The sequence below is a fragment of the Streptomyces venezuelae genome (assembly GCF_008642335.1).
In the GTDB taxonomy this organism is placed as follows: Bacteria; Actinomycetota; Actinomycetes; order Streptomycetales; family Streptomycetaceae; genus Streptomyces; species Streptomyces venezuelae_F.
Window position 1 is genome coordinate 7,894,471 of sequence record NZ_CP029191.1, and the last position, 22,884, is coordinate 7,917,354.

A 22,884-nucleotide genomic window follows, 5' to 3' on the forward strand; every position below is an offset into this window, starting at 1 on the left:
CCGAGGTGGGCACACGGGCGGACGTGACGGTTCCGGGCGAAGCGAGACGGGTGACGCAGGTCACATGCATATCTCGACAGATTGGCGTAATAACACCCCTTCGCAAGGGGTCATAAGGGCACAGGAGTCCCCGCAACCGCACACCGAGCGCAGAAGAACCAGAAGTGGAGCCCCGCTCATGGCCGTCACCCTCGAACAGCCCGCACGTGCCCGTCTCATCACCCCCGAGGGCCGCGAACGCGCTCTGCCCGTCGTCCTGCGCTACTCGGCGGAGGATCCCCTGGCCATCCAGATGGTCTTCCCCTCGCAGGCGTCGCTCGACGGCGCGGAGGTCACCTGGATCTTCGCCCGAGAGCTCCTGGAGGAGGGCATGAGCGCACCCGCGGGCAGCGGTGACGTGCACATCTGGCCGTGCGGGCGGGCCCGGACGGTCCTCGAGTTCCACTCGCACCAGGGGCTGGCCCTCGTACAGTTCGACAAGATCGTGCTGCGCCGGTTCCTCGTGCGGTCGTACGCCGTCGTGCCCGCGGGCGGCGAGGAGGAGAGCCTCGAACTCGACCAGGGGCTCTCGCGCCTGCTCGGCGGTGTCTGAGACGGAGACGGCGGCGACTCCTCAGCCGTACAACGCCGGCCGCTCGGCCATCACCACGCCCACCCGCGCACCGGTCCGCAGCGCCTCGACCCCCGCCTCCGCGACAGCCGCCGCCGCGTATCCGTCCCAAGCGCTCGGCCCGGTGACCCTGCCCCGCCGGGCGGCGGCCACCCACGCCCGTACCTCCCGGTCGTACGCGTCGGCGAACCGCACCAGATAGTCCTGCGCCACGTCCTCGTGCGCCCGGCCCGGTGTCCGGACGACCATCGTGTGCGCGTCCCCGATCTGCGCGCTGCCCCGCTCACAGACGGCCTCGCACCGCACCTCGTAGCCGAATCCGCTGTTGACGAAGATCTCCACGTCGACGACCGCGCCCCCGGACGTATCGAAGAGCACCAGCTGCGGGTCGAGCAGACCCGGCGGGGCGCCCGCCGACGGCGTCGGCCGCACCACCGTCACCGCGGTGATCTCCTGCCCCAGGAGCCACCGCGTCGCGTCGATCTCGTGGGAGACGGAGCTGCTGATCAGCATCGACGACGTGAAGTGAGCGGGTGACGACACGTTCCGGTGGCGGCAGTGCAGCAGCAGAGGCCGTCCGAGGTCCCCGGAGTCGAGAAGCGCTTTCAGCGCCGCGTACTCGGCGTCGTACCGGCGCATGAACCCCACCTGGATCAGCCTGCGCCCCAGGCGCGCCTCCGCCTCCACGACCCGCAGGGCCGACGCCGTGTCAGGGGTCAGCGGCTTCTCGCAGAGGACCGGAAGGCCGCGTGCGCAGGCCGCGAGCAGGGCCTCCTCGTGCGCCGCCTCCGGCGAGGCCACCAGGACCGCCTCGACGCCGGGAGCGCGCAGCGCGTCCTGCGCCTCCCGGTGGACGGACACCCCCGCACGCCCCGCCACCGCCGCCTCGGCCCGTTCCGTGTCGGGGTCCGCGACCGCCACCACGCGGGCCCCGCCCACCGTCCCGCCGATCCGCCGTACGTGGTCGGCGCCCATGTGGCCCGCCCCGAGCACGGCCACCCCCAGCAGATCACTCACCGGCCGACCTTCCCGAATCACTCGGTGACGCGTCGCGCGTCCCTGCGTCGGGCCACCGTAGCCCTCCGTCGCCGGACGGCCATGACGCAGCCCGCGAGCAGGACGGCGATGCCGGCGCCGACCAGCAGTACCGCGGGCCATTCGGAGTCGTCGGGCTGCACGGCCAGGGCCGCCTGCCCGCCCGCGTGCGCCGGGCTGGGAGCGGGCCTGCTCTCCGCGGGCGGCACGAGCGAACCCACGGGCCGCACCTTCCCGGCCGCCGCGAACCCCCAGTCGAGCAGTGACCGCGCCTCCTCGTACACGGCCCGCCCGCCGCCCGCCTGGGGGTTCATCACCGTCACGACGAGCGTGCGTCCGCCGCGCTGGGCCGCGCTGATGAGGGTGGAGCCCGCATGGCTGGTGTAGCCGTTCTTGACGCCGAGCAGCCCCGGGTACGCTGCCACACCGTCGGCGCCGGTCAGCAGCCGGTTGGTGTTCTGGATCGGATACGACCAGCCGCCCGCGGGGAACTGCGCGACACGCGTCGAGCAGTACCGGGCGAACTCCGGATCCGCGAGCCCCGCCCTGCCGAAGACCGCCAGGTCGTACGCCGACGAGACCTGCCCGGCGGCGTCGTAGCCGTCGGGCGACACCACGTGGGTGTCGCGCGCCCCCAGCTCGCGGGCCTTGGCGCGCATCTCCTGAACGGTCTTCTCCAGACCGCCGTTGAGCCCCGCGAGGACGTGCACGGCGTCGTTCCCCGAGCTGAGGAACACGCCCCGCCACAGATCGGCGACCCGGTAGGCGCGCCCCTCCGCGACCCCCACCATGCTGCTGCCCTCGCCGACCTCGTCGAGCTCGTGCTGCGAGACGACGTGCCGCGTGTCGGCGTCGAGCCGGGGGAGCGTCGCCAGGGCGAAGAGCGACTTGAGCGTCGAGGCGGGCGGCAGCTTGCGGTGCGCGTTCCGCGCGCCGAGCACCTCGCCCGTATGGGCGTCGGCCACCACCCACGCCAGCGCGGACACGGTGCCGGGGACGGCGGGGGCGCCGGGACCGGGCCGGACCTGGGTGCCCGGCCGGTCAAGGAGGGCCGACGAGTACACGGGGACGGGCCGCGGCGGCGCGGGCTCGGCCGGGGCCTCGGTCGCGGCGGCCGGTGAGGACAGGAGGACCAGAGCACCGAGGGCGAGGGCCGCGGTGCGGACGGAGGAGGGGCGCGAAAGGTACCTGATGACCATTCAGCCACCGTATGAGCGCTGCCCGGAGTCCGCAGATCGGCTTGGCCCGGTAGGGGAGACACCACCGAGGCCCCGCCCCGCTCACGGACCGTCAGGCGGGCAGGTGCTTCTCGACGGCGGCGACGAGCTCGGGGGCGTCGGGCTCGGTCTGCGGCGAGAAACGGGCCACGACCTTGCCGGACGGGTCGACGAGGAACTTCTCGAAGTTCCAGCGGATGTCGCCCGTGTGCCCCTCCGCGTCCGCCGTGTCGACGAGCCGCGCGTACAGCGGATGCCGGTTCTCGCCGTTGACGTCGACCTTCTCCGTCATCGGGAAGGTCACGCCGTACGTCGCCGAGCAGAACTCGGCGATCTCCTGTGACGTCCCGGGCTCCTGGCCCATGAACTGGTTGCAGGGCACGCCGAGCACGCTGAAGCCACGCGCCGCGTACTGCTCGTGGAGGCGCTCCAGACCGGCGTACTGCGGAGTGAGCCCGCACTTGGAGGCGACGTTGACGACGAGGACGGCCTTGCCCTCGTACTGGCGCAGGTCGGCGGGGCCGCCCTGGAGGTTCTCGATTTCCACCGCTTCGTAGACAGACATGATCCGGAGCATACGCGTCGGCCTCCGCCCAATCCCCGGCCCCCGGAGCTCCGAATCCCGGGGGAGCACGTATTCGGGTACCGCCTGAGGGGGAGACGTGGCGACCGTCGCGGAACTGGATCTGACGGAGCACGAACGGGAACGGCGCATACGGGACGGCGAGGCGGCCGAAATGCGGCATCTGCTGCACGACGCCGACGCGGACAGCGCGGTCCCGGCCTTCGTGTGCCTGCGGAAGGGGCGTCCCTCGTGATCCGTCGTACGCGCAGGGCGGGGCGGGTCACCGCGGCCGCGGTGAGGTTTCTCTTGAGGGAGCAGAGGGAGCAGAGGGAGCAGCGGAAGCGGCGGGAGGGGTGGTGCGGTGCAGGCGGCCGTGCGCGACCAGTTCCACCGTCAGGGCCACCGCGATCGCCTGGACCGCCATCAGGGCGATGAGGACGAAGAGCTGCACCGCCCCGGCCATCGCGGGGGACGCGCCGCCCAGGAGCATCCCGACGAACGCGCCGGGCAGGGTGACCAGGCCCACCGTGCGGGTCTGGTCGAGGCCGGGCAGCAGCGCGTCCGACGCGGCGGGGCGGATCACCTCGATGCGTGCGTCGTGGTCGGGCAGGCCGAGGGCGATGCCGGCCTCGAACTCGCCGTAGCGCGTGTGCAGTTCGTCGAGGGCGCGGCGGCCCGCGAGGACCGTCGCGGTGAGCGCGCCGCCGATGAGGATGCCGGTCACGGGGATCATCGCGACGCCGCGTACCGGGAGCAGGCCCGCGAGGGTCAGTCCGGCGACGACCGGGACGACGGGGCCCGCGACGGGAAGCGCCGCCCACCACCAGGTGGCGTTCGGCGTGACGCGTCGGCCCGCGGTGCGGGCGGCCACGGCGAACATGAGGAGGAGGAAGGCGTAGAACGCGGCCGTGTGGTGCACGACCCAGGCGATGACGAGGGACGCGGCCGCCAGCTGCGCGGTGGCGCGGACGCCCGCGACCACGATCTCCCGCGCCCGGCCGCGCGAGCCGTCGGGGGCGAGCCGGAAGACGGCCGCCGCCGTCGCTGCGGCCAGGAGCAGCACGAGCAGGGCGACGGCGAGCGCCGTGTTGACCGGCAGCAGGGTCTGAGCGGCGAGGATGCGCACGCGCACACCCTAGATCGCGTGGCCGTCGGTTCATGAAAGGAGCGGAGGGACGGTCTCCGAAAGGAGGGGAGGGAGTGCTGTGCCGACGCGCTCGACCTGTAACGATGTGGGAGGTAAGACGAGCGGACAGAGAAGGGCTGAAGTCATGGCGCAGCAGGTGCAGGGCGTGATCGCACGCGCGAAGGGCGAGCCGGTGAGGATCGAGACGATCGTCGTCCCGGATCCGGGGCCGGGAGAGGCCGTCGTGAAGATCCAGGCGTGCGGGGTCTGCCACACCGACCTGCACTACCGCGAGGGCGGCATCAACGACGACTTCCCGTTCCTGCTCGGACACGAGGCCGCGGGCGTCGTCGAGTCGGTCGGCGAGGGCGTCACCGAGGTCGCGGTCGGCGACTTCGTGATCCTGAACTGGCGCGCGGTGTGCGGGCAGTGCCGTGCGTGTCTGCGCGGCCGCCCCCAGTACTGCTTCGACACGCACAACGCGAAGCAGAAGATGACCCTGACCGACGGCACCGAGCTGTCGCCCGCGCTCGGCATCGGCGCCTTCGCGGAGAAGACCCTCGTCGCCGCCGGGCAGTGCACCAAGGTGGACCCGGAGGCCTCGCCCGCCGCGGCCGGACTTCTCGGCTGCGGCGTGATGGCGGGCATCGGCGCCGCCATCAACACCGGTGAGGTGGGCCGCGGCGACTCGGTCGCGGTCATCGGCTGCGGCGGCGTCGGCAACGCCGCGGTCGTGGGCGCCCGCCTCGCGGGAGCGGCGCGCATCATCGCCGTGGACATCGACGACAAGAAGCTGGAGACGGCGAAGGGCCTCGGCGCCACCCACACCGTCAACTCCCGCTCCGCCGACCCCGTTGAGGCGATCCGCGAGCTGACCGGCGGCAACGGAGCCGACGTCGTCATCGAGGCGGTCGGCCGCCCGGAGACGTACAAGCAGGCGTTCTACGCCCGCGACCTGGCCGGCACGGTCGTCCTCGTGGGCGTCCCGACCCCGGAGATGAAGATCGAGCTGCCGCTGCTCGACGTGTTCGGGCGCGGCGGCGCCCTCAAGTCGAGCTGGTACGGCGACTGTCTGCCGTCCCGCGACTTCCCGATGCTCATCGACCTCTACCGGCAGGGCCGCCTGGACCTGGACGCGTTCGTCACGGAGACCATCGCCCTGGAAGACGTGGAGAAGGCCTTCGAGCGCATGCACCACGGTGACGTCCTCCGTTCGGTGGTGATGTTCTGATGGCGGCCGAGACCGAGCGCGACGCGTCCGGCGTACGCATCGACCACATCGTCACGTCGGGGACGTTCTCCCTGGACGGCGGCACCTGGGACGTCGACAACAACGTGTGGATCGTGGGCGACGACGACGAGTGCGTGGTCATCGACGCCGCGCACGACGCGGACGCCATCGCGGCGGCGGTGGGGGAGCGGCGCCTTGTCGCGATCATCTGCACGCACGCCCACGACGACCACATCGACGCGGCCCCGGCGCTCGCGGCCCGCACGGGCGCGCCGATCCTGCTGCACCCGGCGGACATGGAGCTGTGGAAGCGGAAGCATCCCGACCGTGCTCCGGACGGCGAGCTGTCCGACGGACAGGAACTGGCCGTCGCGGGCGCGGTCCTGAAGGTGCTGCACACGCCGGGCCACTGCCACGGCGCGGTCAGCCTGCACGCGCCCGCGCTCGGCACGGTCTTCACCGGCGACACGCTGTTCGCGGGCGGCCCGGGTGCCACGGGCCGTTCGTTCAGCGACTTCCCGACGATCGTGGAGTCCATCAAGGAGCGGCTCCTGACGCTGCCGCCCGCGACGGTGGTGCGCACCGGGCACGGTGACAGCACCACGGTCGGCGCGGAGGCGCCGCATCTGGAGGAGTGGATCGCCCGGGGCCACTGACGCCCGGGTTGCTCGCTTTTGCGTAGGTCTTTCGGCCCCGCGTGGTTCGCCGCGCGGGGCCGAGACGCGTACTGGCCCTGTTCAGGAATCTTCGCTAGGTTAGGCAAGGCTTACCTAATGGAGGTTCAGGATGGGTGTCCGTCACAGCAGCACGACCGTGCCCACAGCGGCGGCACGCGCGCGTTCCGTGCTCGCCACCGCGTGGTCCTGCGCGGTGACCACGGAGATCGGCAGGGACGAACTCGTGGGCGCGCACACCGTGACCGAGGACGGCAGGATCCTGCTGTCACCGCCCGAGGACAGCGCGCTCGCCGCGGCCGTCATCTGCGCGCCACGCGGCGAACCGTCCACCCTGATCGAGTTCGCCGACGTCTCGCCGGTGCCGCTGAGGGACCGGATCCGGGCGCGGCTCTGGCTCTCCGGGGCGCTCGGGTACGACGGCGAGCGCCTGGTCTTCGAGCCGACGTGCGCCGTGCTGCACGACTCCACCGGGGAGCGTCAGGGCGTGGAGCTCGACGAGTTCGCCCTGACCGTGCCCGACCCGCTCGCCGAGGCGGAGTCGCGCCTGCTCACGCACCTCGCCGACGCCCACCCGGAGGCCGTCGAGCAGCTCACCCGCCTCATCAGCCCGGACAGCCTGCAAGGAGTCGTGCGGGTCCGCCCGCTCGCCCTCGACCGGCACGGGATCTCCCTGCGTCTCGAACGCGCGCGCGGCCAGGCCGACGTACGCCTCCCGTTCCACCAGCTCGTCGAGGACGTCACGCAGGTGACGGAGTGCATGCACGCCCTCCTCATGAAGGCGCGCCTCTCAACCACGCGGCGCGGACGGCCCGTCGGAGGCTGACCGCATCGACCGCAGCGCGAGCAGCAGCACCCCGATGTCGTCGAGATAGACGGGGTCGGGCACCAGGTCGGCCGGCAGCACGAGGTAGGCGATGGCGGCCCAGAACACCCACTGCCGCTCGACGGGCAGACCGGCTCTGCGCAGGGCGCGGCGGGTCCGGACGAGACGCACGAGCAGGGCGACCGCGACGGCGAGCGTCGCGGCGGCCAGAACGGCGGCGACGACGAGGAGAACGGTCAGGTCCGTGCTCATACCCCCGTACGTTAATCAAGTTGAGGTCGTACGTCTCGTAGGGATGATGGCGGTATGACGAACCAGCCGAAGCCCACGCACCCCACTCCGCCCCTCGCCCCCACCGGGGCCGTCGCGCCCGTCCAGGCACTGATCATGGTCGACATGCAGACCGCGTTCGTCGCGGGCGACGGAGCCGTGCCCGACGCGGAACGTCTCCTGGAGCGTGTGCGGGGCCTGTTGGCGCGGGCGCGCGAGAGCGGCGCGGTCGTCGTCCAGCTGCAGAACGACGGGGAGCCCGGCACCTCCGACGAGACGGGCACCCCCGGCTGGGAGATCCACCTGCCCGCCGACACGGACCGCGGCGAGATCGTCCTGCGCAAGACCGTCGACGACGGCTTCGAGGACAGTCCGCTCGAATCGCTGCTGCGGGACGCCGGCGTGAAGGAACTCGCCGTCTGCGGCGTGATGTCGGAGATGTGTGTCAGAGCCACGGCGAGCACCGCGCTGGAGCTCGGCTTCCGTGTCGTCCTGCCGCACGACGCCCACGCGACCTACGACATCCCGGCCGCCGAGGGCATCAGCGACGTGGTGCCCGCGGCGACGGTGTCCCGCGTGGCGGAGTGGACGCTCGGCGACGAAGTGGAGATCGTGCCGCGTGCGGCGGACGTGGTCTTCACGAAGCCGTAGCGGAGGCCTCGGCCTCGGCGTCCTGCCTGCGCCACCGGTAGTGCAGGAGCTCACCGGGCCGGTGGTCGTGCTCGAACCCCGGGCCGAGGGGGCCCACGCGTTCGTACGCCTCCTCGGTGCGCGGATCGTCGCGGCGGGCCAGGCCCCACGCGGCCTCCAGACGGACGAGCTGGTCGTCGGAGTCCAGCATCGCCGTCAGCGCGTCCGCGACGGCCGGTGTGCGGTCCGGGGAAGCGGCCAGGATCTCGGTCGCCCGGCGGCGCACGGCGGGGTCCGGGTCCTCGGTCATGGGGAGCAGCGCCCGGGTGACCTCGGGGCGGAGCGTTTCGTCGCCCCCGCTCACCCAGCAGGCCCTGAGCCGCACTTCCGTGTCCGGGTCGCGGACGAGGGCGAGCAGCGCCTCCCGGCCTGCCGGAGAAGGCGGACCGTCGTTCGTCAGGAACGCGTACGGTACTTCGCGTCGCACGCGCGGATCCGGATGACCGGCGTGGCGCAGCCCCGCGGCCGCCAGACCGTCGTGCTCGTACTCCGTGAACGCGCCCAGCACCTCGGCGAGAACGCCGCTGTCCGTCTCCTCGGCGGACCAGGCCGCGAGGACCTCGGTCTCGCGCTTTCCGTACCGAGGGTGGTCGACGTCGCAGAACGAGCGCGTCCGCAGGTAGTCGGCGACGAACCTGCGGTGCGTCGGGTCCGGGTGGTGACGGTGGGCGACGACGGCCGACCAGGACGCGTCGTCATGGCGCCGGACGAGGAGCCAGCGGACCGCCGACCAGTCGACGTGCTCGTCGTCCGGCTGCCGTACGGCACGGGCGATCAGTTCGTCGACGGGGGCCGGAACGCGGCAGGCCGCTTCGAGGGTGCTCAGGATGGCGCCGTGCCCGGCCCGCACGACGAGTCCGCCGAGCGAGACCTCGTCCACCCAGTCGTAGTCGTCGTCCTCGACCCGGACCGCGGTGACGGGACCCGTCGCACCGGTCCTGCGCCGCAAGACCTCGGCGGCACCTGTCTCGTACCAGTCCGCGGCCAGCGCGATGAGCGCCGCGCCAGGCGATTCCGGCAGCCTCAGCGGGGTCTCCGGGTCGAGCACGGCCTCGAAGACCGCGTGTGAGCCACCGTCGACCGCACGCCACAGAGGCGTCGTCCCGTCGGGCAGCACACGGTCCGGAGCGGCGCCGCCTTCCACGAGGGCGTGGGCGACCGGCGCGTCGTAGGCCGCGATCGCGACGCACAACGCGGGCAGCCCGTCCTCGTCCACGGTGTCCGGATCCGCCCCTTCGCCGAGCATGTCCTGCACCCTCTCGACATCCCCGGCCCGCACCGCCGCGAGAAGCCGCACACCCGGTCCGCCGTTCTCTGCCACCCGTCAGTACTCCGTATCACCCGTCGCAGATGCCCGGCCGAGGGTGTCACGGCCGGGCACCGTCACGCAGGGGATTTTCGGGTGGCTACGGCGCGTCCACCACCAGCCGGCCGGCGGCCGGTACGCGGGTGGCGACGCCGTTGGCGTAGTAGGACTCGACGCGGGCCTGCTCGGCCGCGTTCGGCACGGCGTTCTTGCAGCTGACGCCACCGGTGGAGCCCGACATCAACTGGGAGCACGGGCCCGGCTTGGTGTCGGGAAGCCCCAGGTTGTGGCCGATCTCGTGGGCGGCGATGCGGGTCTTGTCGTACCCCTGGCCGACCGCCTGGCTGCCCAGTTCGACACGGCCGCGGCCGCCCGGCTTGACCGGGCCGATCGTCGCCTGCGGCCAGCCGCTGGTGGCCACGATCTGGATCTCGGCCCGGGTGCCGGGCTGTGCCTTGGTCAGCTTGACGTTGTCCACATTGGTGTTCCACGAGGCGACTCCGGCGGCGATCGCCGTCTCCCAGCCCCTGGCCTGGCTGTCGTCGTACCGGAGTGTCACCACGGCGGATGTGCTCTTGGCCGCGACCGTGTCCGGCGTGGATGCGGCGTTCGCCGCCGGTGCCGCGGTCAGGGCGGCCGCCGTGGTCGCGATGGCTATGACGAGGCGTCTGAAGTGCTGCATCGTTGTCCTCTCGGGTGTGTGGGGGCGTGCTGACGATGCTCGCTCGCGCGTGACAGTACATCGTCAAGTGCGGGCTGTGCTGGCTCTGGCCATGGGTCGGGGAGAGGTCCGCGCCATATCCAGCCACACTTGACGGGGGCTCAGGGTGCACCCTTGACCGACGGGGTCACTGTGGGGCATCTCATGATCTTTGGGGGGTGTGGTCCGCTCCCGTACGGGTTTTACTCGCGGCATGACCGACACGAATGGAATGCTGGCCGGCAAGGCCGTCATGATCACGGGGGCTTCGAGCGGGATCGGCGAGGCCGCCGCACGGCTCTTCGCCGCCGAGGGCGCGGCCGTCCTGCTGATGGCCCGCCGCGAGGACGCACTCGAGCGACTCGCCCAGGAGATCAACGAATCGGGCGGCCGGGCGGCCGTCAGCGTCGGCGACGTCGCGAACGCCGGGGACGTGCGGCGGGCGGTCGACGCGACGCGCGAACACTTCGGCGCCCTGGACGCGGCCTTCAACAACGCGGGCTACGCCGGCTCGCAGATGCTGCCGCTGCACGAGCTCGACCAGGACGTCTTCGAGCGGACGATGGACGTCAACGTACGCGGCACCTGGAACTGCCTGCGCTCACAGATCCCCGTCATGCTGGAAGCGGGCAAGGGTGCGATCGTCAACACCGCCAGCACCGCGGCGATGGTGGCCACCGGAGCACCCGTGCCCTACGTCGCCGCGAAGCACGCGGTGCTCGGCATGACCCGGGCAGCGGCGGCTGAGTACGCCGCGCACGACATCCGCATCAACACCCTCGTCGTCGGCACCACGCGCACCGAGATGATCAGCCACGCGGTCGAGGCGCACCCGGAACTGGAACAGGCCTTCGTCGCCCGGCAGATGCAGAAGCGCATGGCCGATCCGGTCGAGATCGCCCAGGCGGCCCTCTGGCTGTGCAGCGACCGCGCGTCGTTCGCCACGGGGACGGCCCTGGCCGTGGACGGCGGCCTGACGTCCAACTGAGCCGCCGGTGACGCCGGGGCGCCGGACGTCAGAGGGGCAGCGCGCACACCGCGATCGGCGAGGCGAACGGCTTGCCCGTGAGGCGGAGTGCGCCGCTGCCCGCGTCGACCCGGAAGACGGTCACCGAGCCCGACTTCTGGTTCGCGGCGAACAGCAGCCGCTGGGACGGGGAGAACGCCAGCTGACGCGGGAAGTCCCCGCCGACGGGCACCGTGTCGAGCAGCCGCAGCCGCGCGCCGTCTCCTTCGATCGCGTACCGCGTGATGCTGTTGTGTCCGCGGTTGGCGAGGAAGGCGAAGCGGCCCTCGCGCGTCACCACGATCTGGGCCGGATAACTGGTGCCCTCACCCGTGCCGGTCGACTGCGGCTCGCCCGGTGAGAGGCGGCCGGTGGCGGGGTCGTACGCGCAGACGACGACTGTGTTGTCCAGCTCGTCGGCGACGTACGCGAAGCGGCCCGACGGGTGGAAGGTGAGGTGGCGCGGGCCCGCGCCCGGCCGCATGCGCGCGTACGACACGCGGCGGAGCCTGCCCGCCTTCTCGTCGAGGCGGTACGTGTAGACGGTGTCGTTGCCGAGGTCGACGGCCAGGACGTGGCGGCCGTCCGGACTCGTGACGATCTGGTGGGCGTGCGGTCCCTGCTGGCCGGGGCCGGGCGGTGGCGAGGAGTGCGTGACCAGGTCCGTCCGTTCGCCGAGCGCGCCCGACGCCTCGACGGGGTGGACGGCCACGCTGCCCGAGCCGTAGTTCGCGCTGAGCAGCCAGCGGCCGCTCGGATGCACGGAGAGGTGACAGGGGCCGTTGCCGCCGGTGTCGCGTGTGCCGAGGACGTCGTGCTCGCCGTCGGGGGAGAGCGCGACGGCGGTCACGCCGCCCTTCTCCCGCTCGTTGACGGCGTAGAGCGTGCGGCCCGAGGGATGCAGCGCCAGATAGGAGGGGTCGGGGACGCCGTCGAGCGTGCCCGTGCCCTTGATGCGGCCCGTCATGTCGTCGTACGTCGCCAGACCGATGCCCTGGCCGCCGCCTTCCTGCGAGGTGTACGTCCCCAGGAACAACTGTCCCTCGCGGCGCCGCTGGTGCGACGCGGAGGACGCGGTGCTGCGGCGGGTGAGCTCGGCGCGCTCCCGGCTCGCCGGACCGGACGATCCACAGGCGGACGTGGAGGCGAGTGCCCCGGCCGTCGCCGCCCCCACCAGCGCACCGATGAACCGCCGCCGCCCGGGACCGCCCCGCGAACCCGTACCCGTGCCCGGCTCTGCTCCGCTGTTCATACCTGCACCTCGTGCGTCGGTAGTGACGGATGTGGCAGACACACACAGTGCCTGGTGAAGGAGTGAGCGGACAAGAGCCGGGCACGTCGGCGCGGCGACTCGCCGGGCGGAGACCGGTGGAAGGCCGGAGGGAGCCGCCCGGAATCGGCCAACGGGGGCGCACATTCCGGCGAGTTGACCACAGCGGACAACGGAGAGCCACAGCTCCGATACGTTGTGCGAGCGATTGTTGTCGACTGCACACAGATGCCCCGGGAGTTGCGAGTGGACCAGAGCCGCGTGGATCAGAGCCGAGTGATCCGGATCCGTACCGTCCTTGCCGCGCTCGGCGTCGCGGGCGCCCTGACGGCCGCGCCCGCCGCGAGCGCCACGGCCTCCGCCGCTCCCGCGCCCCCGGCGGCCACCGCCGGCGCGGCGCACGAGCCGTGCACCGGCACGTTCCACGACGACGCCCGCCTCGGCCCCGCCTGGCTGCCCAAGAAGTGGGAGCGCCCCGTCGGCCCGCTCCTGAAGAACTGGAAGCGGACCGGCAAGCTGTCGCCGAAGGCCTTCCTGAAGAAGTACTGGGAGGGTCCTGCGGACACCGGCAGCTGGAAGTACCCGCCCAACGACGGCTTCGACACCGTCAACGGCCGGGTCGACAAGCACCGTGAGCTCCTGGAGGAGGGTGAGGAGCTGGACCGCTTCGGCTCGGAGTTCGGCGGGTACCTCGCGCCCGCGGGCGACCCGTACGCGAAGCGCGCCCTGCCCCCGCAGAACCTCAACACCCGTGACGCCGCCGTCGCCTGCGACTACCGCGTCTACGAGGTGAGCAAGCCGTTCCACGTGTGGCAGGGCAGCATCGCCCCCTGGTTCGAGCAGCCCGGCCGGGGCCAGCAGATCAAGCTGGACCCGGCCTTCCTGGACCCGGGCGAGGGGCAGCGGCTCAACGTGAAGTGGCTGCTGGACCACGGGTACCTCGAGCCCGCGAACGACTAGCGGCGACGGGGGCACGGCTCGTGGATGTCCGTGAGGCCGAGGCGGCTCTGCGCGCCGCCGGGGTCGCCGACGGCTACTACTGGATCGACGGCGTCCACGAGCCGTCCCCCACGCCCCCCGACTTCGTCTACCTGCGCAGGGTCGGGAGCGGGGAGAGGAAAGGCGGGGAGTGGGAGGTGGGGACGTACGAGAGGGGCGCGCACCAGCCTCTGGCCCGGTACGGGGACGAGGCGCCGGCCTGCGCGGATCTGCTGCGCCGGCTGACCTGACCCCGGCACCGGGTGTGCCCTCAGCCCTCCGGGCGGATCAAGCCCCGCTCGTACGCCTTGACCAGCCGCTGCGGCACCATGTGCGCCACGCCGTCGACGGTCACGGGCACGAGCTGCGCCGTGGCCGCCTTCCACTGGGCGCGGCGGTGCCGGGTGTTGCTGCGGGACATCTTCCTTTTGGGTACGGCCACGGGGTTCTCCAGCTGGGGTTGTCAGGTGCCTTGTGCGAACTCCCGCACGCTATATGAAAATGGATCCCATTAGCAATTGAGGGGGTCGTCGTTCAGGTCGCGGGCTTCGCCGCCGCCACCATCGGGCTTGGAGGTGCGGTGAACCCTGCGACTCTCACCCTCAGGTTTAGCGTGAGGGTTGGCCTCGGCCTCAGGTCGAGCCGGAGATCCCGTGCGACGAAGTCGTCCGCGATGCGCCGGTGCATGGCGACCGCGCCCTGCGGCCCCGCGCCCGTGTTCTCTAGCCCGAGCGGCCGACTGGCGAGGCGGGCTCCGGGGGCGTCATGGAAGAGTTTCGGGCATGACTGAAGGCTTCCTGTACATGGCGAATCCCCGGATCACGGTCCTCGGGGTCCAGCCCGGCCACCCCCCGTTCCGGATCGTGGAGATCGACGGTGAGGTGGTGGGCAAGGCGAAGACCGTCACGGACGTCCTCGACGCCGCCGCCATGGCGGGCATCACCGTGCACGACCTCGACGACCCGGACGCCGTGCGCTGGGTGGGCGGCGACAAGTTCACCTGGAAGCCCGACAAGGAGCCGACGACCCGGCCGTGACGGAGGCCTCCCCGGGGACCGCCTCGGGGACCGCCGTGCGACCGGGTCTCAGGGGCGGCCCGTCGCCGGCACCTCCTCCCCGGAGGGCACGGGCCCCGGTGGCGTACCGTCCCCGAAGGGGCGGCCGCCCAGCTCCTCCCGGTGATGCGGCGTCAGCCACCCCGCGAGGTCGGGACCGAGCGGCACGATGCCGGTCGGGTTGATGCCGGTGTGCACTTGGTAGTAGTGCCGCTTGATGTGGTCGAAGTCGATCGTGTCGCCGAAGCCGGGGGTCTGGAAGAGATCCCGCGCGTACGCCCAGAGGACCCGGTCCTCGGACAGCTTCCGTACGTTGCACTTGAAGTGACCGTGGTAGACGGCGTCGAACCGCACCAGCGTGCAGAAGAAGCGGATGTCGGCCTCGGTGATCGTGTCCCCGACGAGGTAGCGGCGGCCCGCCAGGCGTTCCGATGCCAGGTCGAGGCGGTGGAAGACGTCATGGCACGCGGACTCGTACGTCTCCTGGTCCGGGGCGAATCCGGAGCGGTACACCCCGTTGTTGACGTCGCGGTAGATGCCGTCCATCACCGTGTCGATCTCGTCGCGCAGCGGCTCCGGATACAGGTCCGGCGCGCCTTCGCGGTGGAGCGCCGTCCACTCCGTGGCGAAGTCCAGCGTGATCTGCTGGAAGTCGTTCGTGACCAGCTTGCCGCTCGGCACGTCGACGATCGCGGGCACGCTGACCCCACCCGGATAGCCGGTCTCCCGCGCTTCGTACGCCTCGCTCAGATAGCGGATGCCCAGCACCGGGTCGCGGCCGTCCGGGTCCAGCGTGAAGCGCCAGCTCCGGTCGTCCTGGATCGGATCGGTGACGGCCAGGGAGACGGCGCCCTCCAGGCCCAGGAGCCGCCGCGCGATGAGGGAACGGCCCGCCCAGGGGCAGGCCCTGCTCACCACGAGTCGGTACCGCCCGGCCTCCACGGGCCAGCCGTCCCTGCCGTCCGCCGTGACGCGGTCCGCGAAGTGGCTCTTGGAGCGCTTGAACTCCTTGTGCCCGTACGAGGCGTTGCCCTGGTCCCCGCTCATGACTGGCTGCCCTCGCGCGCGCAGGAGTGGGACAACCGCGACCGTCCCTCGGGCGGCGGGCCCGGATCGGCGGAGCGCGGGGGAGGCGGCGCGAGGTCGTAGATCCGGTCGATGAGCGCCGCTTCGTTGCCCGCCAGGCCCGCGCGGCGCAGCGCCTCGTCGGCCTCCGCGATGGGCCCCGCGAGCAGCGTCGCCGCGGCCACGGGAGAGACCGACGCGGAGTCGGAGAGCGCGGCGCGCGCCGTGTGCAGCAGGCGCAAGCAGGCCTGGGCGGCGAGCAGTTCCTCGGACGTCGTGCCGGTCATGTCGAGCGACTCCTCTGCGCTGGATGGCATGGTGACATCGGGGGATGCCACCTCCACTCTTGCGCACGGGTCTGACAATGGCGCTCTACGCGGCCCGGGCGCGGCGCGACAGACGCAGCGTCAGGCCGTCCGGCATCAGGGTGAGACGCTCGGCGATGCGCAGCCGGTAGCCCGGGTCCGCGTGCAGGTCGTAGCGGCGCAGCAGCAGTCCGAGCACCAAGGTCGCCTCGTGCAGCGCGAACTGACGTCCGATACAGGCGCGGGCGCCGGTGCCGAACGGCTTGAAGACGTGGGCGGGACGCGCGCGTACGGCCGAAGGAGCGAACCGGTCGGGGTCGAACTCCTCGGGGTGCTCGCCCCACGCGGCCGGGTCGCGGTGCAGCATCGTCGCGAGGACCAGCGCCCACGCGCCGCGCCGCATCGGATGTTCGCCCCCGAGGACGGTGTCCGTGCGGGCCTCGCGGGCGAATCCCGGGGCGGTGGGCCAGAGCCGGAGCGACTCGTCGAGCACCCGGCGCAGATAACGCAACTTCGCCACCTGCTCGTACGCGGGCTCCTCCTCCGCGCCCCAGACCTCGTCGACCTCGGCCCGCGCTCGGGCGAGTACGTCCGGGGAGCGCGACAAGTAGTGCAGCGCGAACGACAGCGCGCCGGACGTCGTCTCGTGCCCGGCGACCAGGAAGGTGATGACCTGACGGCGGATGTTCTCCGGAGTCAGCCGCTCCCCGGTCTCCGGGTGAGCCACTTGCAGCATGCGGTCCAGCAGGTCACCACTGCCGCCCGCCTCCGCACCGCCCTCCGCGCGGCGGGCCGCGATCACCGCGTCGACCGTGCGGTTGAGGTACGCCATGTCCGCGTCGTTGCGCCGGTCGGCGCCGCGCAGCACGAGCGGGGTCAGCAACGGCGGCACGACGTTGCGCCGCTGGGCGAAGGAGAGCGTGCCGACCATCGCCGACACGAACGGATGCGGCGCGGACCGTTCGAAGGAGCCGAAGTCGTGCCCGAAACCGGTACGGGCGATGGTCTCCAGCGTCAGCTTCGTCATGTCGCCCGGCACGTCCACCGCCCGGCCCGCCGCCTCCCGCTCGTCCCAGCGCGCCGTCAGCTGCCGTGCGACGTCCAGCATCAGCGGGTGGTAGCCCGCCATCGCGTCGCGGCTGAAACCGGGGGCGAGGATGTCGTGCGCCAGCTGCCAATTGGGCTCGTGGTTGTACGCCGTGAAGAGCCCGTCGCCCGCGACCGGCCGCAGATTGGCCACACCCAGGCCCACGTGCTTGGCGAACCGTGCCTCGTCGGCCATGTCCGCGGCGAGCTCGGCGCCCCACACGAAGACGAACTCCTTGCCGAACGCCTTGCGCCGGAAGATGGGACCGAGCTGCCGCGCCAGCTTCATCGAGTCCTGCAGCGGCGTGCGGACGTTGGCCCCCAGGATGTCGCCGACCAGCGGGATCCTGCGCGGCGGATGAGGTATCCGGTGCAGCTCGGGCCAGCCGAGCTCGGCGCTGCGGAAACCCTTCGGGGGAGGGGCCGGGGCACGCTGCCCGTCAGGTCCGTTCGCCGCCGCGGACCGCGTCGTCTGCGCCATGTGCCCATCTCCCTTGTCCGACGGGCCCGTTGGGCCTGTTGTACGTGGATTCAACAGGAGATCCCAGTCTGCTGCCCCTATTGAATTCGCGTCAAGTAAGGTGCCTGCATGGCCGCGAATCCCCAGGAGCGCACGCGCCGCAGACTGAGTACCGAGGAGCGGCGTGAGCAGCTGCTCTCGGTCGGGGCGCGGCTCTTCGCGCAGAAGCCGTACGACGACGTGTGGATCGAGCGGGTCGCGGAGATCGCCGGTGTCTCGCGGGGGCTCCTGTACCACTACTTCCCGACGAAGCGGGACTTCTTCGCGGCCGTGGTGCACCGGGAGAGCGAGCGCATGCTGCGCCTGACGGCGGCGGAGCCGGGGCTGCCGGTGCACGAACAGATCAGCACCGGGCTCGACGCGTTCCTCGGCTACGTGGAGAGCCACGCGCAGGGCTTCCGCGCCTTCCACCGGGCCGAGGCGGCGGGCGACCCGCTGGTCCGGGAGGTCTACCGCAACGGGCTCGCCGCGCAGGAGCGGCAGATCCTCGCGGCCCTCGCCGCGGACCCGGCGGCCTCGGACATCACGCAGGACCTGCCCGCGCTGCGCCTCGCGGTGCGCGGGTGGCTCGCGTTCATGGTGGCGGTCTGCCTGGAGTGGCTGGAGGAGGCCGACCTGACGCGCGAGCAGGTCAGGGACCTGTGCGCCAAGGCGTTGCTGGGCGCGATCACCCGCTGAGGATCACGCGCCGAGGCGGAGGGACTCACGCAGCCGGGCGGGGGTCGTGAAGTGATGGCCGCGCACCCCGACGGCCTCGGCCGCGCGGATGTTCTCCTCGCGGTCGTCCACGAAGAGGACGCGTCCGGGCTCGGCACCGAGCGCGTCCAGGCACCAGCGGTAGGCGCCCGGTTCGGGCTTGGCGTGGCCTATGCGGCAGGAGAAGGCACACACCTGGAAGTGCTTGAGCCAGGAATGGCGCTCTTCGTAGTGGGCGGCCAGTTCCTCGGGGATGTTCGAGAGCAGCGCCACGGGCCGCCCCGCGGCCGCCAGCTCCTCGACGAGGGCGACCATCGTGTCGTCGACGGCACTCCAACTCGCGAGATCGGCCTCGACGAGCCGGGCGACACGGGTGTCGTCGAACGTGGTGCCGAGAGAGTCGGCCACCTGCCGCCAGTACGCGACGCCGTTCACGTCCCCGCGGTCGTACGGCTGACGCAGCCCCCAGTAGGCGTCCCAGAACGCCGGCTCGGGCCCGCCCGCGAGGGCCGCCAGACGCTCCTTGCCGGACTCGGACTGGTGGCGCGCGATGACGCCGAACATGTCGAAGAGCACGACGCCGGGGAGGGCTTCCGGGGTGCGGTGGGGGTAGTTCATGGGGGTCATACCCTTCTTACGGTCACGCCCGCCGCGGCGAGCAGGTCGGTCTCCGCGTCCGGTGCCGCGTCGTCCGTGACGACGGCGTGCAGGGCGTCCGCGGCGGCGACGAAGGCCAGCGCGGTACGGGAGAGCTTCGCGGCGTCGGCAACGGCGATGACGCGGCGGGCGGAGTCGATCGCGGCACGCTTCACGGCGGCATCGTCCAGGTCGTAGGCGGTCAGGCCGTCCGCCGCGGTCAGTCCGCAGCAGCCGATCACCGCGGTGTCGAAACGCAGCGCGGCCAGGGACGCGGTGGTCAGCGGCCCGGTCAGGGCCAGCTCGCCGGGGCGCGGCCGCCCGCCCGGCACGAGCAGCGTCACCTGCGGCGCGGCCGACAGGGCGTTCACCGCGTGCAGGGACAGCGGCATCACCGTCACGCGGCGGTGCTCCAGGGCGCGGGCGACCTCCAGGCAGGTCGTGCCGCTGTCGACGACGACGGACTCCCCGTCCGCGACAAGACCGGCCACCGCGGCGGCGATGCGCCGCTTGGCCGCCAACCCCTCCTGCTCCCGCAGGGCGAACGGTGGTTCCTCGCCGCGCAGCAGCAGGCTCCGCGCGCCCCCGCGATAGCGCTCCAGGACGCCCTGTTCCGCCAGGGCCTCCAGGTCACGGCGGATGGTCATCTCGGAGGCGCCGGTCAGCTCGGCGAGCTCCGCGACACCGAGCCGTCCCGCCTCGCGTACGGCATCGGTGATCTGCCTCAGTCGTTCGGTACTGGCCACGCACACATCAAACAATAAATCTGTTCGTAAATCAATCTTCCGAACATCAATCCTGTTCGTTATGTTCGAAGTCATGGAGAGAACACTGCGAGCCGGCCGACTGGCCACCTTCGCCTACTTCGCGCTGAACGGTTTCCTCATGGGCATGTGGATCGTCCACATCCCCGCCGTCGAGGACCGGGCCGGGATCAGTCACGCCGTGCTCGGGTGGCTCCTGCTGCTGCTCGGCGCGGGAGCCTTCGTGGGCATGCAGATCGTCGGCCCGCTGACCGACCGGCTCGGCGCCCGCACCGTCGTGCCCGTCAGCGCCGCCCTGTGCGCCGCGGCCGTGGTGCTGCCGGGGCTCGCCACGAACGTATGGACGCTGGGGGCCGCGCTGCTGGCCCTCGGCCTCGGCAACGGCTGCCTGGACGTCAGCATGAACGCCCACGCCGTGCAGGTCGAGCGCGGCTACCGACGCCCCGTCATGTCCGCCTTCCACGCCACGTTCTCCATCGGCGGTGTCCTCGCCGCGCTGGTCGGCGCCCGCACGCTCAGCTGGGGCTGGAGCCCCGCGGCGACGCTCGGCGCGGTGGCCGTGCTCGGGGTCGTGGCGGCGGCGGTGTCCGCTCCCGCGCTGCTGCGACCCGAACCCGGATCCGTACCGTCGCCCGAGTCCCCGACTCCGTCACGGCGCGGAACCCCGCGCCGGATCTGGGCCCTCGCCGCCCTCGCCCTGATGCTCATGCTCTGCGAGGGCGTCGCGAACGACTGGAGCGTCCTGCACCTGCGCGACGTGCTCGACGCGCCCGCCGCGACCGCCGCCCTCGCCTACGGCGCCTTCGCCACGGCCATGACCGTCGGCCGCCTGCTCGCCGACCGGGTGGCCGCGCGGTACGGCCCGGTGGCCGTCCTCCGGTACGGCGCGGCCGTGGCCGCTGCGGGCCTGACCATGGCGGCACTGTCCCCCTGGACCCCGCTCGCCCTGATCGGCTGGACCGTGTTCGGCGCGGGCCTTTCCGGGTGCATCCCCCAGCTGTTCAGCGCCGCGGGCCACACGGACCCCGATGCGGCGGGGGTCAACGTCTCCCGTGTCGCGGGCCTCGGTTACCTCGGCATGCTCGCCGGGCCCGCGGTCATCGGCCCGCTGACCCACTTCATGCCGCTCAACCTGACGTTCTTCCTGCCGGCGGCGTTCTGCGCGGTCGCGGCCTGCGCGGCGGGCATCCTGCGGGAGACCCCTCAGATGGCGGGGAAGCCCGCCCGGAAGTGCTCCAGCAGCGTCTGACGCGACGCGGCGGTGGCGAGCCGGTCCGCCACCCAGAGGCAGCAGTCGTCGGCGAGCTCGTCCAGCCAGTCGTACGCCGGGTCGAACGGCCCGGAATCCGCTGCCGAGTAGGGGAGTTCGAACTCCGGGGCGCCGCCGGAGCCGGTGACGGTGAAGTGCCGCGTCCTGTCCGGCGACGACGTCTGCCGGACCGAGACCGACGCGCAGTCCCACCGCCGCGCCCCTGCCGAGGAACGTACGAGCGGGGACGAACCGGGCGTTACGGCGACAGGGAGAGGGCACGCGCAGGTGTCACGGGAGGTGTCAGAGGCCCGTGCGAAGATCACGTGCATGCATTCCGAAGCCATACGCGCCAAGCGAGACACACGCGCCGAGCCGCACATGAGGGGCTGCTGACGTGGCGACCCTCGCGCGCTCCTCGCTCCTCATGGCCTTCGGGACCGTCGTCTCCCGCGCCACCGGCCTGATCCGGCAGGTCCTCCAGGGTGCCGCCCTCGGCACCGGCCTCCTCGCCGGCACGTACAACACCGCCAACACCGTCCCCACCAGCCTCTACACCCTGCTCATCGGCGGCGCCCTGAACGCCGTGCTGGTGCCCCAGCTGGTGCGTGCCCGCGCGACCGACCCCGACGGCGGCACGGCGTTCGAGCAGCGCCTGATCACCCTCGTCGTCTGCGTGCTCGGCGCGGGCACGGCCCTCGCGGTGTGGGCCGCCCCGCAGATCGTGAGCCTCTACATGCGGGACACCGCCGAGAACCACGAGGCGTTCGAGCTCACCGTCGTCTTCGCCCGGTTCCTGCTGCCCCAGATCTTCTTCTACGGGCTCTTCGCGATCCTCGGACAGGTCCTGAACGCCCGCGAAAAGTTCGGCGCGATGATGTGGACCCCCGTCCTCAACAACGTCGTGCTCGTCACCATGTTCGGCGCCTACCTGGGCCTGATGACCGTCCCGGACGACGTCGGGGACATCACCGCCGAACAGGTCGGACTCCTCGGCATCGGCACCACTCTTGGCATAGCCCTGCAGGCCCTCGCGCTCGTGCCGTTCGTGCGCGCCGCGGGCCTGCGCTTCAGGCCGCGCTTCGACTGGCGCGGCACCGGCCTCGGCAAGAGCGCACGCGCCGCCCGCTGGACGCTGCTCCTCGTCCTCGCCAACCAGGTCGCCCTGACCGTCGTCACGAACTACGCCAACGCCGCCGACCGCACCCTGCCGAAGGACGGCGTCGGCTACACCGCGTACTCCTACGCGCAGACCATCTGGCTCCTGCCGCAGTCCATCGTCACCGTCTCCCTGGTGACCGCGCTGCTGCCCCGGATGAGCAAGGCCGCCGCCGAGGGCAGGACCGCCGACCTGCGTGGCGAACTCTCCCGCGCCCTGCGCGTCACCGGCACGGTGATCGTGCCCGCCGGGTTCTTCTTCCTCGCCTTCGGCCCGCAGACCGCGCAACTGCTCTTCGCGCACGGCGCGTCCGACGCCGCGGCCACCGAGCCCCTCGGCCACATGCTCCAGGCGTTCGGCCTCGGCCTCATCCCGTTCTCGGCGCAGTACCTGCTGCTCCGCGGTTTCTACGCCTACGAGGACACCCGCACCCCGTTCTGGATGGCGGTCTGGGTGGCGGGCGTGAACATCGGCCTCGCCACCGCCTGCCATCTGCTGCTGCCCGCGCGCTGGGCGGTCACCGGGATGGCCGCCGCGTACACGCTGTCGTACGCCGTGGGGCTGCTGCTCACCGCGCGGCTGATGCGGCGCCGCCTCGGCGGCTACCTGGACGGCCGCCGCCTCGCCCGTACGTACGGCAAGCTGATCCTCGCGTCCGCCCTGGCCGGGTCCCTCGGCTGGGCCGCCGCCCGCGCCGGAACCGAGATCACCTCGTCCGGTACGGCCGCGACGGCCCTGGCGCTGACGGCGGGCGCCCTGACGATGGCGGTGGGCTTCCTCCTCCTCGCGCGCCTGCTGCGCATAGCGGAGGTACGGATGCTGCCCGGCCTGCGCCGCTGACCCAG

Annotated in this window: 28 protein-coding genes; 13 read left to right on the forward strand and 15 right to left on the reverse strand. The window is 72.2% G+C overall.

What is annotated here, in order from left to right:
* Positions 1–178 precede the first annotated feature (178 nt).
* A complete protein-coding gene (locus DEJ49_RS35160; protein WP_150175230.1) occupies positions 179–592 on the forward strand; it encodes an SsgA family sporulation/cell division regulator in 414 nt (137 codons plus the stop codon).
* Between the two features lie 21 nt (positions 593–613).
* On the opposite strand, the gene DEJ49_RS35165 is transcribed toward DEJ49_RS35160, so the two are convergent.
* The 3 genes from DEJ49_RS35165 to DEJ49_RS35175 all read right to left on the reverse strand — a co-directional run bounded on the left by DEJ49_RS35165 (position 614) and on the right by DEJ49_RS35175 (position 3,427).
* Entirely contained in the window at positions 614–1,627 is a 1,014-nt protein-coding gene (locus DEJ49_RS35165) for a Gfo/Idh/MocA family protein (RefSeq protein ID WP_150187850.1), read from the reverse strand.
* Positions 1,628–1,644: 17 nt separating this feature from the next.
* A complete protein-coding gene (locus DEJ49_RS35170) occupies positions 1,645–2,844 on the reverse strand; it encodes a D-alanyl-D-alanine carboxypeptidase family protein (RefSeq protein ID WP_150187851.1) in 1,200 nt (399 codons plus the stop codon).
* 91 nt (positions 2,845–2,935) lie between these two features.
* On the reverse strand, positions 2,936–3,427 hold the full coding sequence (locus DEJ49_RS35175) for a glutathione peroxidase (protein ID WP_150187852.1): 492 nt from the start codon (positions 3,425–3,427) through the stop codon (positions 2,936–2,938).
* Positions 3,428–3,524: 97 nt separating this feature from the next.
* Here DEJ49_RS35175 and DEJ49_RS36210 point away from each other — a divergent pair, with 97 nt between their 5' ends.
* Entirely contained in the window at positions 3,525–3,680 is a 156-nt protein-coding gene (locus DEJ49_RS36210) for a hypothetical protein (RefSeq protein ID WP_190329557.1), read from the forward strand.
* A 27-nt stretch (positions 3,681–3,707) separates the two neighbouring features.
* Here DEJ49_RS36210 and DEJ49_RS35180 read toward each other — a convergent pair whose 3' ends face one another.
* A complete protein-coding gene (locus tag DEJ49_RS35180; RefSeq protein WP_150187853.1) occupies positions 3,708–4,553 on the reverse strand; it encodes an ABC transporter permease in 846 nt (281 codons plus the stop codon).
* A 145-nt stretch (positions 4,554–4,698) separates the two neighbouring features.
* Between DEJ49_RS35180 and DEJ49_RS35185 the strand changes: the two genes are divergently transcribed.
* The 3 genes from DEJ49_RS35185 (at position 4,699) to DEJ49_RS35195 (ending at position 7,284) form a co-directional block, all read left to right on the forward strand.
* Positions 4,699–5,784 carry an S-(hydroxymethyl)mycothiol dehydrogenase gene (locus DEJ49_RS35185; RefSeq protein ID WP_150187854.1) on the forward strand — a complete coding sequence of 362 codons (1,086 nt, stop codon included), beginning with the start codon at positions 4,699–4,701 and terminating at the stop codon, positions 5,782–5,784.
* On the forward strand, positions 5,784–6,440 hold the full coding sequence (locus tag DEJ49_RS35190; protein WP_150187855.1) for an MBL fold metallo-hydrolase: 657 nt from the start codon (positions 5,784–5,786) through the stop codon (positions 6,438–6,440). The genes DEJ49_RS35185 and DEJ49_RS35190 overlap by 1 nt, the downstream gene beginning before the upstream one ends.
* 130 nt (positions 6,441–6,570) lie before the next feature.
* Positions 6,571–7,284 carry a DUF2470 domain-containing protein gene (locus tag DEJ49_RS35195; RefSeq protein WP_150187856.1) on the forward strand — a complete coding sequence of 238 codons (714 nt, stop codon included), beginning with the start codon at positions 6,571–6,573 and terminating at the stop codon, positions 7,282–7,284.
* Here DEJ49_RS35195 and DEJ49_RS35200 read toward each other — a convergent pair.
* A complete protein-coding gene (locus DEJ49_RS35200) occupies positions 7,249–7,536 on the reverse strand; it encodes a YkvA family protein (RefSeq protein WP_150187857.1) in 288 nt (95 codons plus the stop codon). The two genes, DEJ49_RS35195 and DEJ49_RS35200, sit on opposite strands and share 36 nt — an antisense overlap.
* 54 nt (positions 7,537–7,590) lie before the next feature.
* On the opposite strand from DEJ49_RS35200, the gene DEJ49_RS35205 reads away from it, so the two are divergent.
* Positions 7,591–8,205, forward strand: a complete 615-nt coding sequence (locus tag DEJ49_RS35205; protein ID WP_150187858.1) for an isochorismatase family protein — start codon at positions 7,591–7,593, stop codon at positions 8,203–8,205.
* Here the strand turns inward: DEJ49_RS35205 and DEJ49_RS35210 are convergent.
* Complete coding sequence (locus tag DEJ49_RS35210; protein WP_223833133.1) at positions 8,192–9,565, reverse strand: HEAT repeat domain-containing protein; 1,374 nt, start codon at positions 9,563–9,565, stop codon at positions 8,192–8,194. The genes DEJ49_RS35205 and DEJ49_RS35210 overlap by 14 nt on opposite strands.
* An 85-nt stretch (positions 9,566–9,650) precedes the next feature.
* Positions 9,651–10,232: a snapalysin family zinc-dependent metalloprotease gene (locus DEJ49_RS35215; RefSeq protein WP_150187859.1), complete on the reverse strand. Its 582-nt coding sequence runs from the start codon at positions 10,230–10,232 to the stop codon at positions 9,651–9,653.
* A 232-nt stretch (positions 10,233–10,464) separates the two neighbouring features.
* Between DEJ49_RS35215 and DEJ49_RS35220 the strand changes: the two genes are divergently transcribed.
* Positions 10,465–11,238 (forward strand): SDR family NAD(P)-dependent oxidoreductase, encoded by a 774-nt coding sequence (locus DEJ49_RS35220; protein WP_223833134.1) that lies wholly within the window; start codon positions 10,465–10,467, stop codon positions 11,236–11,238.
* A 28-nt stretch (positions 11,239–11,266) separates the two neighbouring features.
* On the opposite strand, the gene DEJ49_RS35225 is transcribed toward DEJ49_RS35220, so the two are convergent.
* Entirely contained in the window at positions 11,267–12,508 is a 1,242-nt protein-coding gene (locus DEJ49_RS35225; RefSeq protein WP_150187860.1) for a lactonase family protein, read from the reverse strand.
* Between the two features lie 294 nt (positions 12,509–12,802).
* On the opposite strand from DEJ49_RS35225, the gene DEJ49_RS35230 reads away from it, so the two are divergent.
* Together DEJ49_RS35230 and DEJ49_RS35235 are read left to right on the forward strand one after the other, a co-directional pair.
* On the forward strand, positions 12,803–13,486 hold the full coding sequence (locus DEJ49_RS35230; RefSeq protein ID WP_150188700.1) for a TNT domain-containing protein: 684 nt from the start codon (positions 12,803–12,805) through the stop codon (positions 13,484–13,486).
* 20 nt (positions 13,487–13,506) lie between these two features.
* Complete coding sequence (locus DEJ49_RS35235) at positions 13,507–13,755, forward strand: hypothetical protein (protein WP_150187861.1); 249 nt, start codon at positions 13,507–13,509, stop codon at positions 13,753–13,755.
* Between the two features lie 20 nt (positions 13,756–13,775).
* Here the strand turns inward: DEJ49_RS35235 and rpmF are convergent, their stop codons facing one another.
* Positions 13,776–13,946, reverse strand: a complete 171-nt coding sequence (gene rpmF, locus DEJ49_RS35240; protein WP_150187862.1) for a 50S ribosomal protein L32 — start codon at positions 13,944–13,946, stop codon at positions 13,776–13,778.
* A 340-nt stretch (positions 13,947–14,286) separates the two neighbouring features.
* Here rpmF and DEJ49_RS35245 point away from each other — a divergent pair, with 340 nt between their 5' ends.
* Complete coding sequence (locus tag DEJ49_RS35245) at positions 14,287–14,541, forward strand: hypothetical protein (RefSeq protein ID WP_150187863.1); 255 nt, start codon at positions 14,287–14,289, stop codon at positions 14,539–14,541.
* A gap of 48 nt (positions 14,542–14,589) precedes the next feature.
* Here the strand turns inward: DEJ49_RS35245 and DEJ49_RS35250 are convergent, their stop codons facing one another.
* Genes DEJ49_RS35250 through DEJ49_RS35260 form a run of 3 tightly spaced genes read right to left on the reverse strand, consistent with a single transcriptional unit; the run spans position 14,590 to position 17,496 of the window.
* Positions 14,590–15,606 carry a glutathione S-transferase family protein gene (locus DEJ49_RS35250; RefSeq protein ID WP_150187864.1) on the reverse strand — a complete coding sequence of 339 codons (1,017 nt, stop codon included), beginning with the start codon at positions 15,604–15,606 and terminating at the stop codon, positions 14,590–14,592.
* On the reverse strand, positions 15,603–15,941 hold the full coding sequence (locus DEJ49_RS36640; RefSeq protein ID WP_409236343.1) for a hypothetical protein: 339 nt from the start codon (positions 15,939–15,941) through the stop codon (positions 15,603–15,605). The genes DEJ49_RS35250 and DEJ49_RS36640 overlap by 4 nt, the downstream gene beginning before the upstream one ends.
* A 55-nt stretch (positions 15,942–15,996) precedes the next feature.
* A complete protein-coding gene (locus DEJ49_RS35260) occupies positions 15,997–17,496 on the reverse strand; it encodes a cytochrome P450 (RefSeq protein ID WP_150187865.1) in 1,500 nt (499 codons plus the stop codon).
* Positions 17,497–17,604: 108 nt separating this feature from the next.
* Here DEJ49_RS35260 and DEJ49_RS35265 point away from each other — a divergent pair, with 108 nt between their 5' ends.
* The gene (locus DEJ49_RS35265; RefSeq protein ID WP_150187866.1) at positions 17,605–18,213 is read left to right on the forward strand and encodes a TetR/AcrR family transcriptional regulator; all 609 of its coding nucleotides are present in this window, start codon (positions 17,605–17,607) and stop codon (positions 18,211–18,213) included.
* 3 nt (positions 18,214–18,216) lie between these two features.
* Here the strand turns inward: DEJ49_RS35265 and DEJ49_RS35270 are convergent, their stop codons facing one another.
* Positions 18,217–18,849: an HAD family hydrolase gene (locus DEJ49_RS35270; protein WP_150187867.1), complete on the reverse strand. Its 633-nt coding sequence runs from the start codon at positions 18,847–18,849 to the stop codon at positions 18,217–18,219.
* Positions 18,850–18,854: 5 nt separating this feature from the next.
* Positions 18,855–19,613 (reverse strand): DeoR/GlpR family DNA-binding transcription regulator, encoded by a 759-nt coding sequence (locus DEJ49_RS35275; protein ID WP_150187868.1) that lies wholly within the window; start codon positions 19,611–19,613, stop codon positions 18,855–18,857.
* Between the two features lie 73 nt (positions 19,614–19,686).
* Between DEJ49_RS35275 and DEJ49_RS35280 the strand changes: the two genes are divergently transcribed.
* Positions 19,687–20,880, forward strand: coding sequence for an MFS transporter (locus tag DEJ49_RS35280; RefSeq protein WP_150187869.1), 1,194 nt, complete (start codon positions 19,687–19,689; stop codon positions 20,878–20,880).
* On the opposite strand, the gene DEJ49_RS35285 is transcribed toward DEJ49_RS35280, so the two are convergent.
* Entirely contained in the window at positions 20,835–21,227 is a 393-nt protein-coding gene (locus DEJ49_RS35285) for a hypothetical protein (RefSeq protein ID WP_150187870.1), read from the reverse strand. The genes DEJ49_RS35280 and DEJ49_RS35285 overlap by 46 nt on opposite strands.
* A 50-nt stretch (positions 21,228–21,277) precedes the next feature.
* On the opposite strand from DEJ49_RS35285, the gene murJ reads away from it, so the two are divergent.
* The gene (murJ, locus tag DEJ49_RS35290; RefSeq protein ID WP_223833135.1) at positions 21,278–22,879 is read left to right on the forward strand and encodes a murein biosynthesis integral membrane protein MurJ; all 1,602 of its coding nucleotides are present in this window, start codon (positions 21,278–21,280) and stop codon (positions 22,877–22,879) included.
* Positions 22,880–22,884 lie beyond the last annotated feature (5 nt).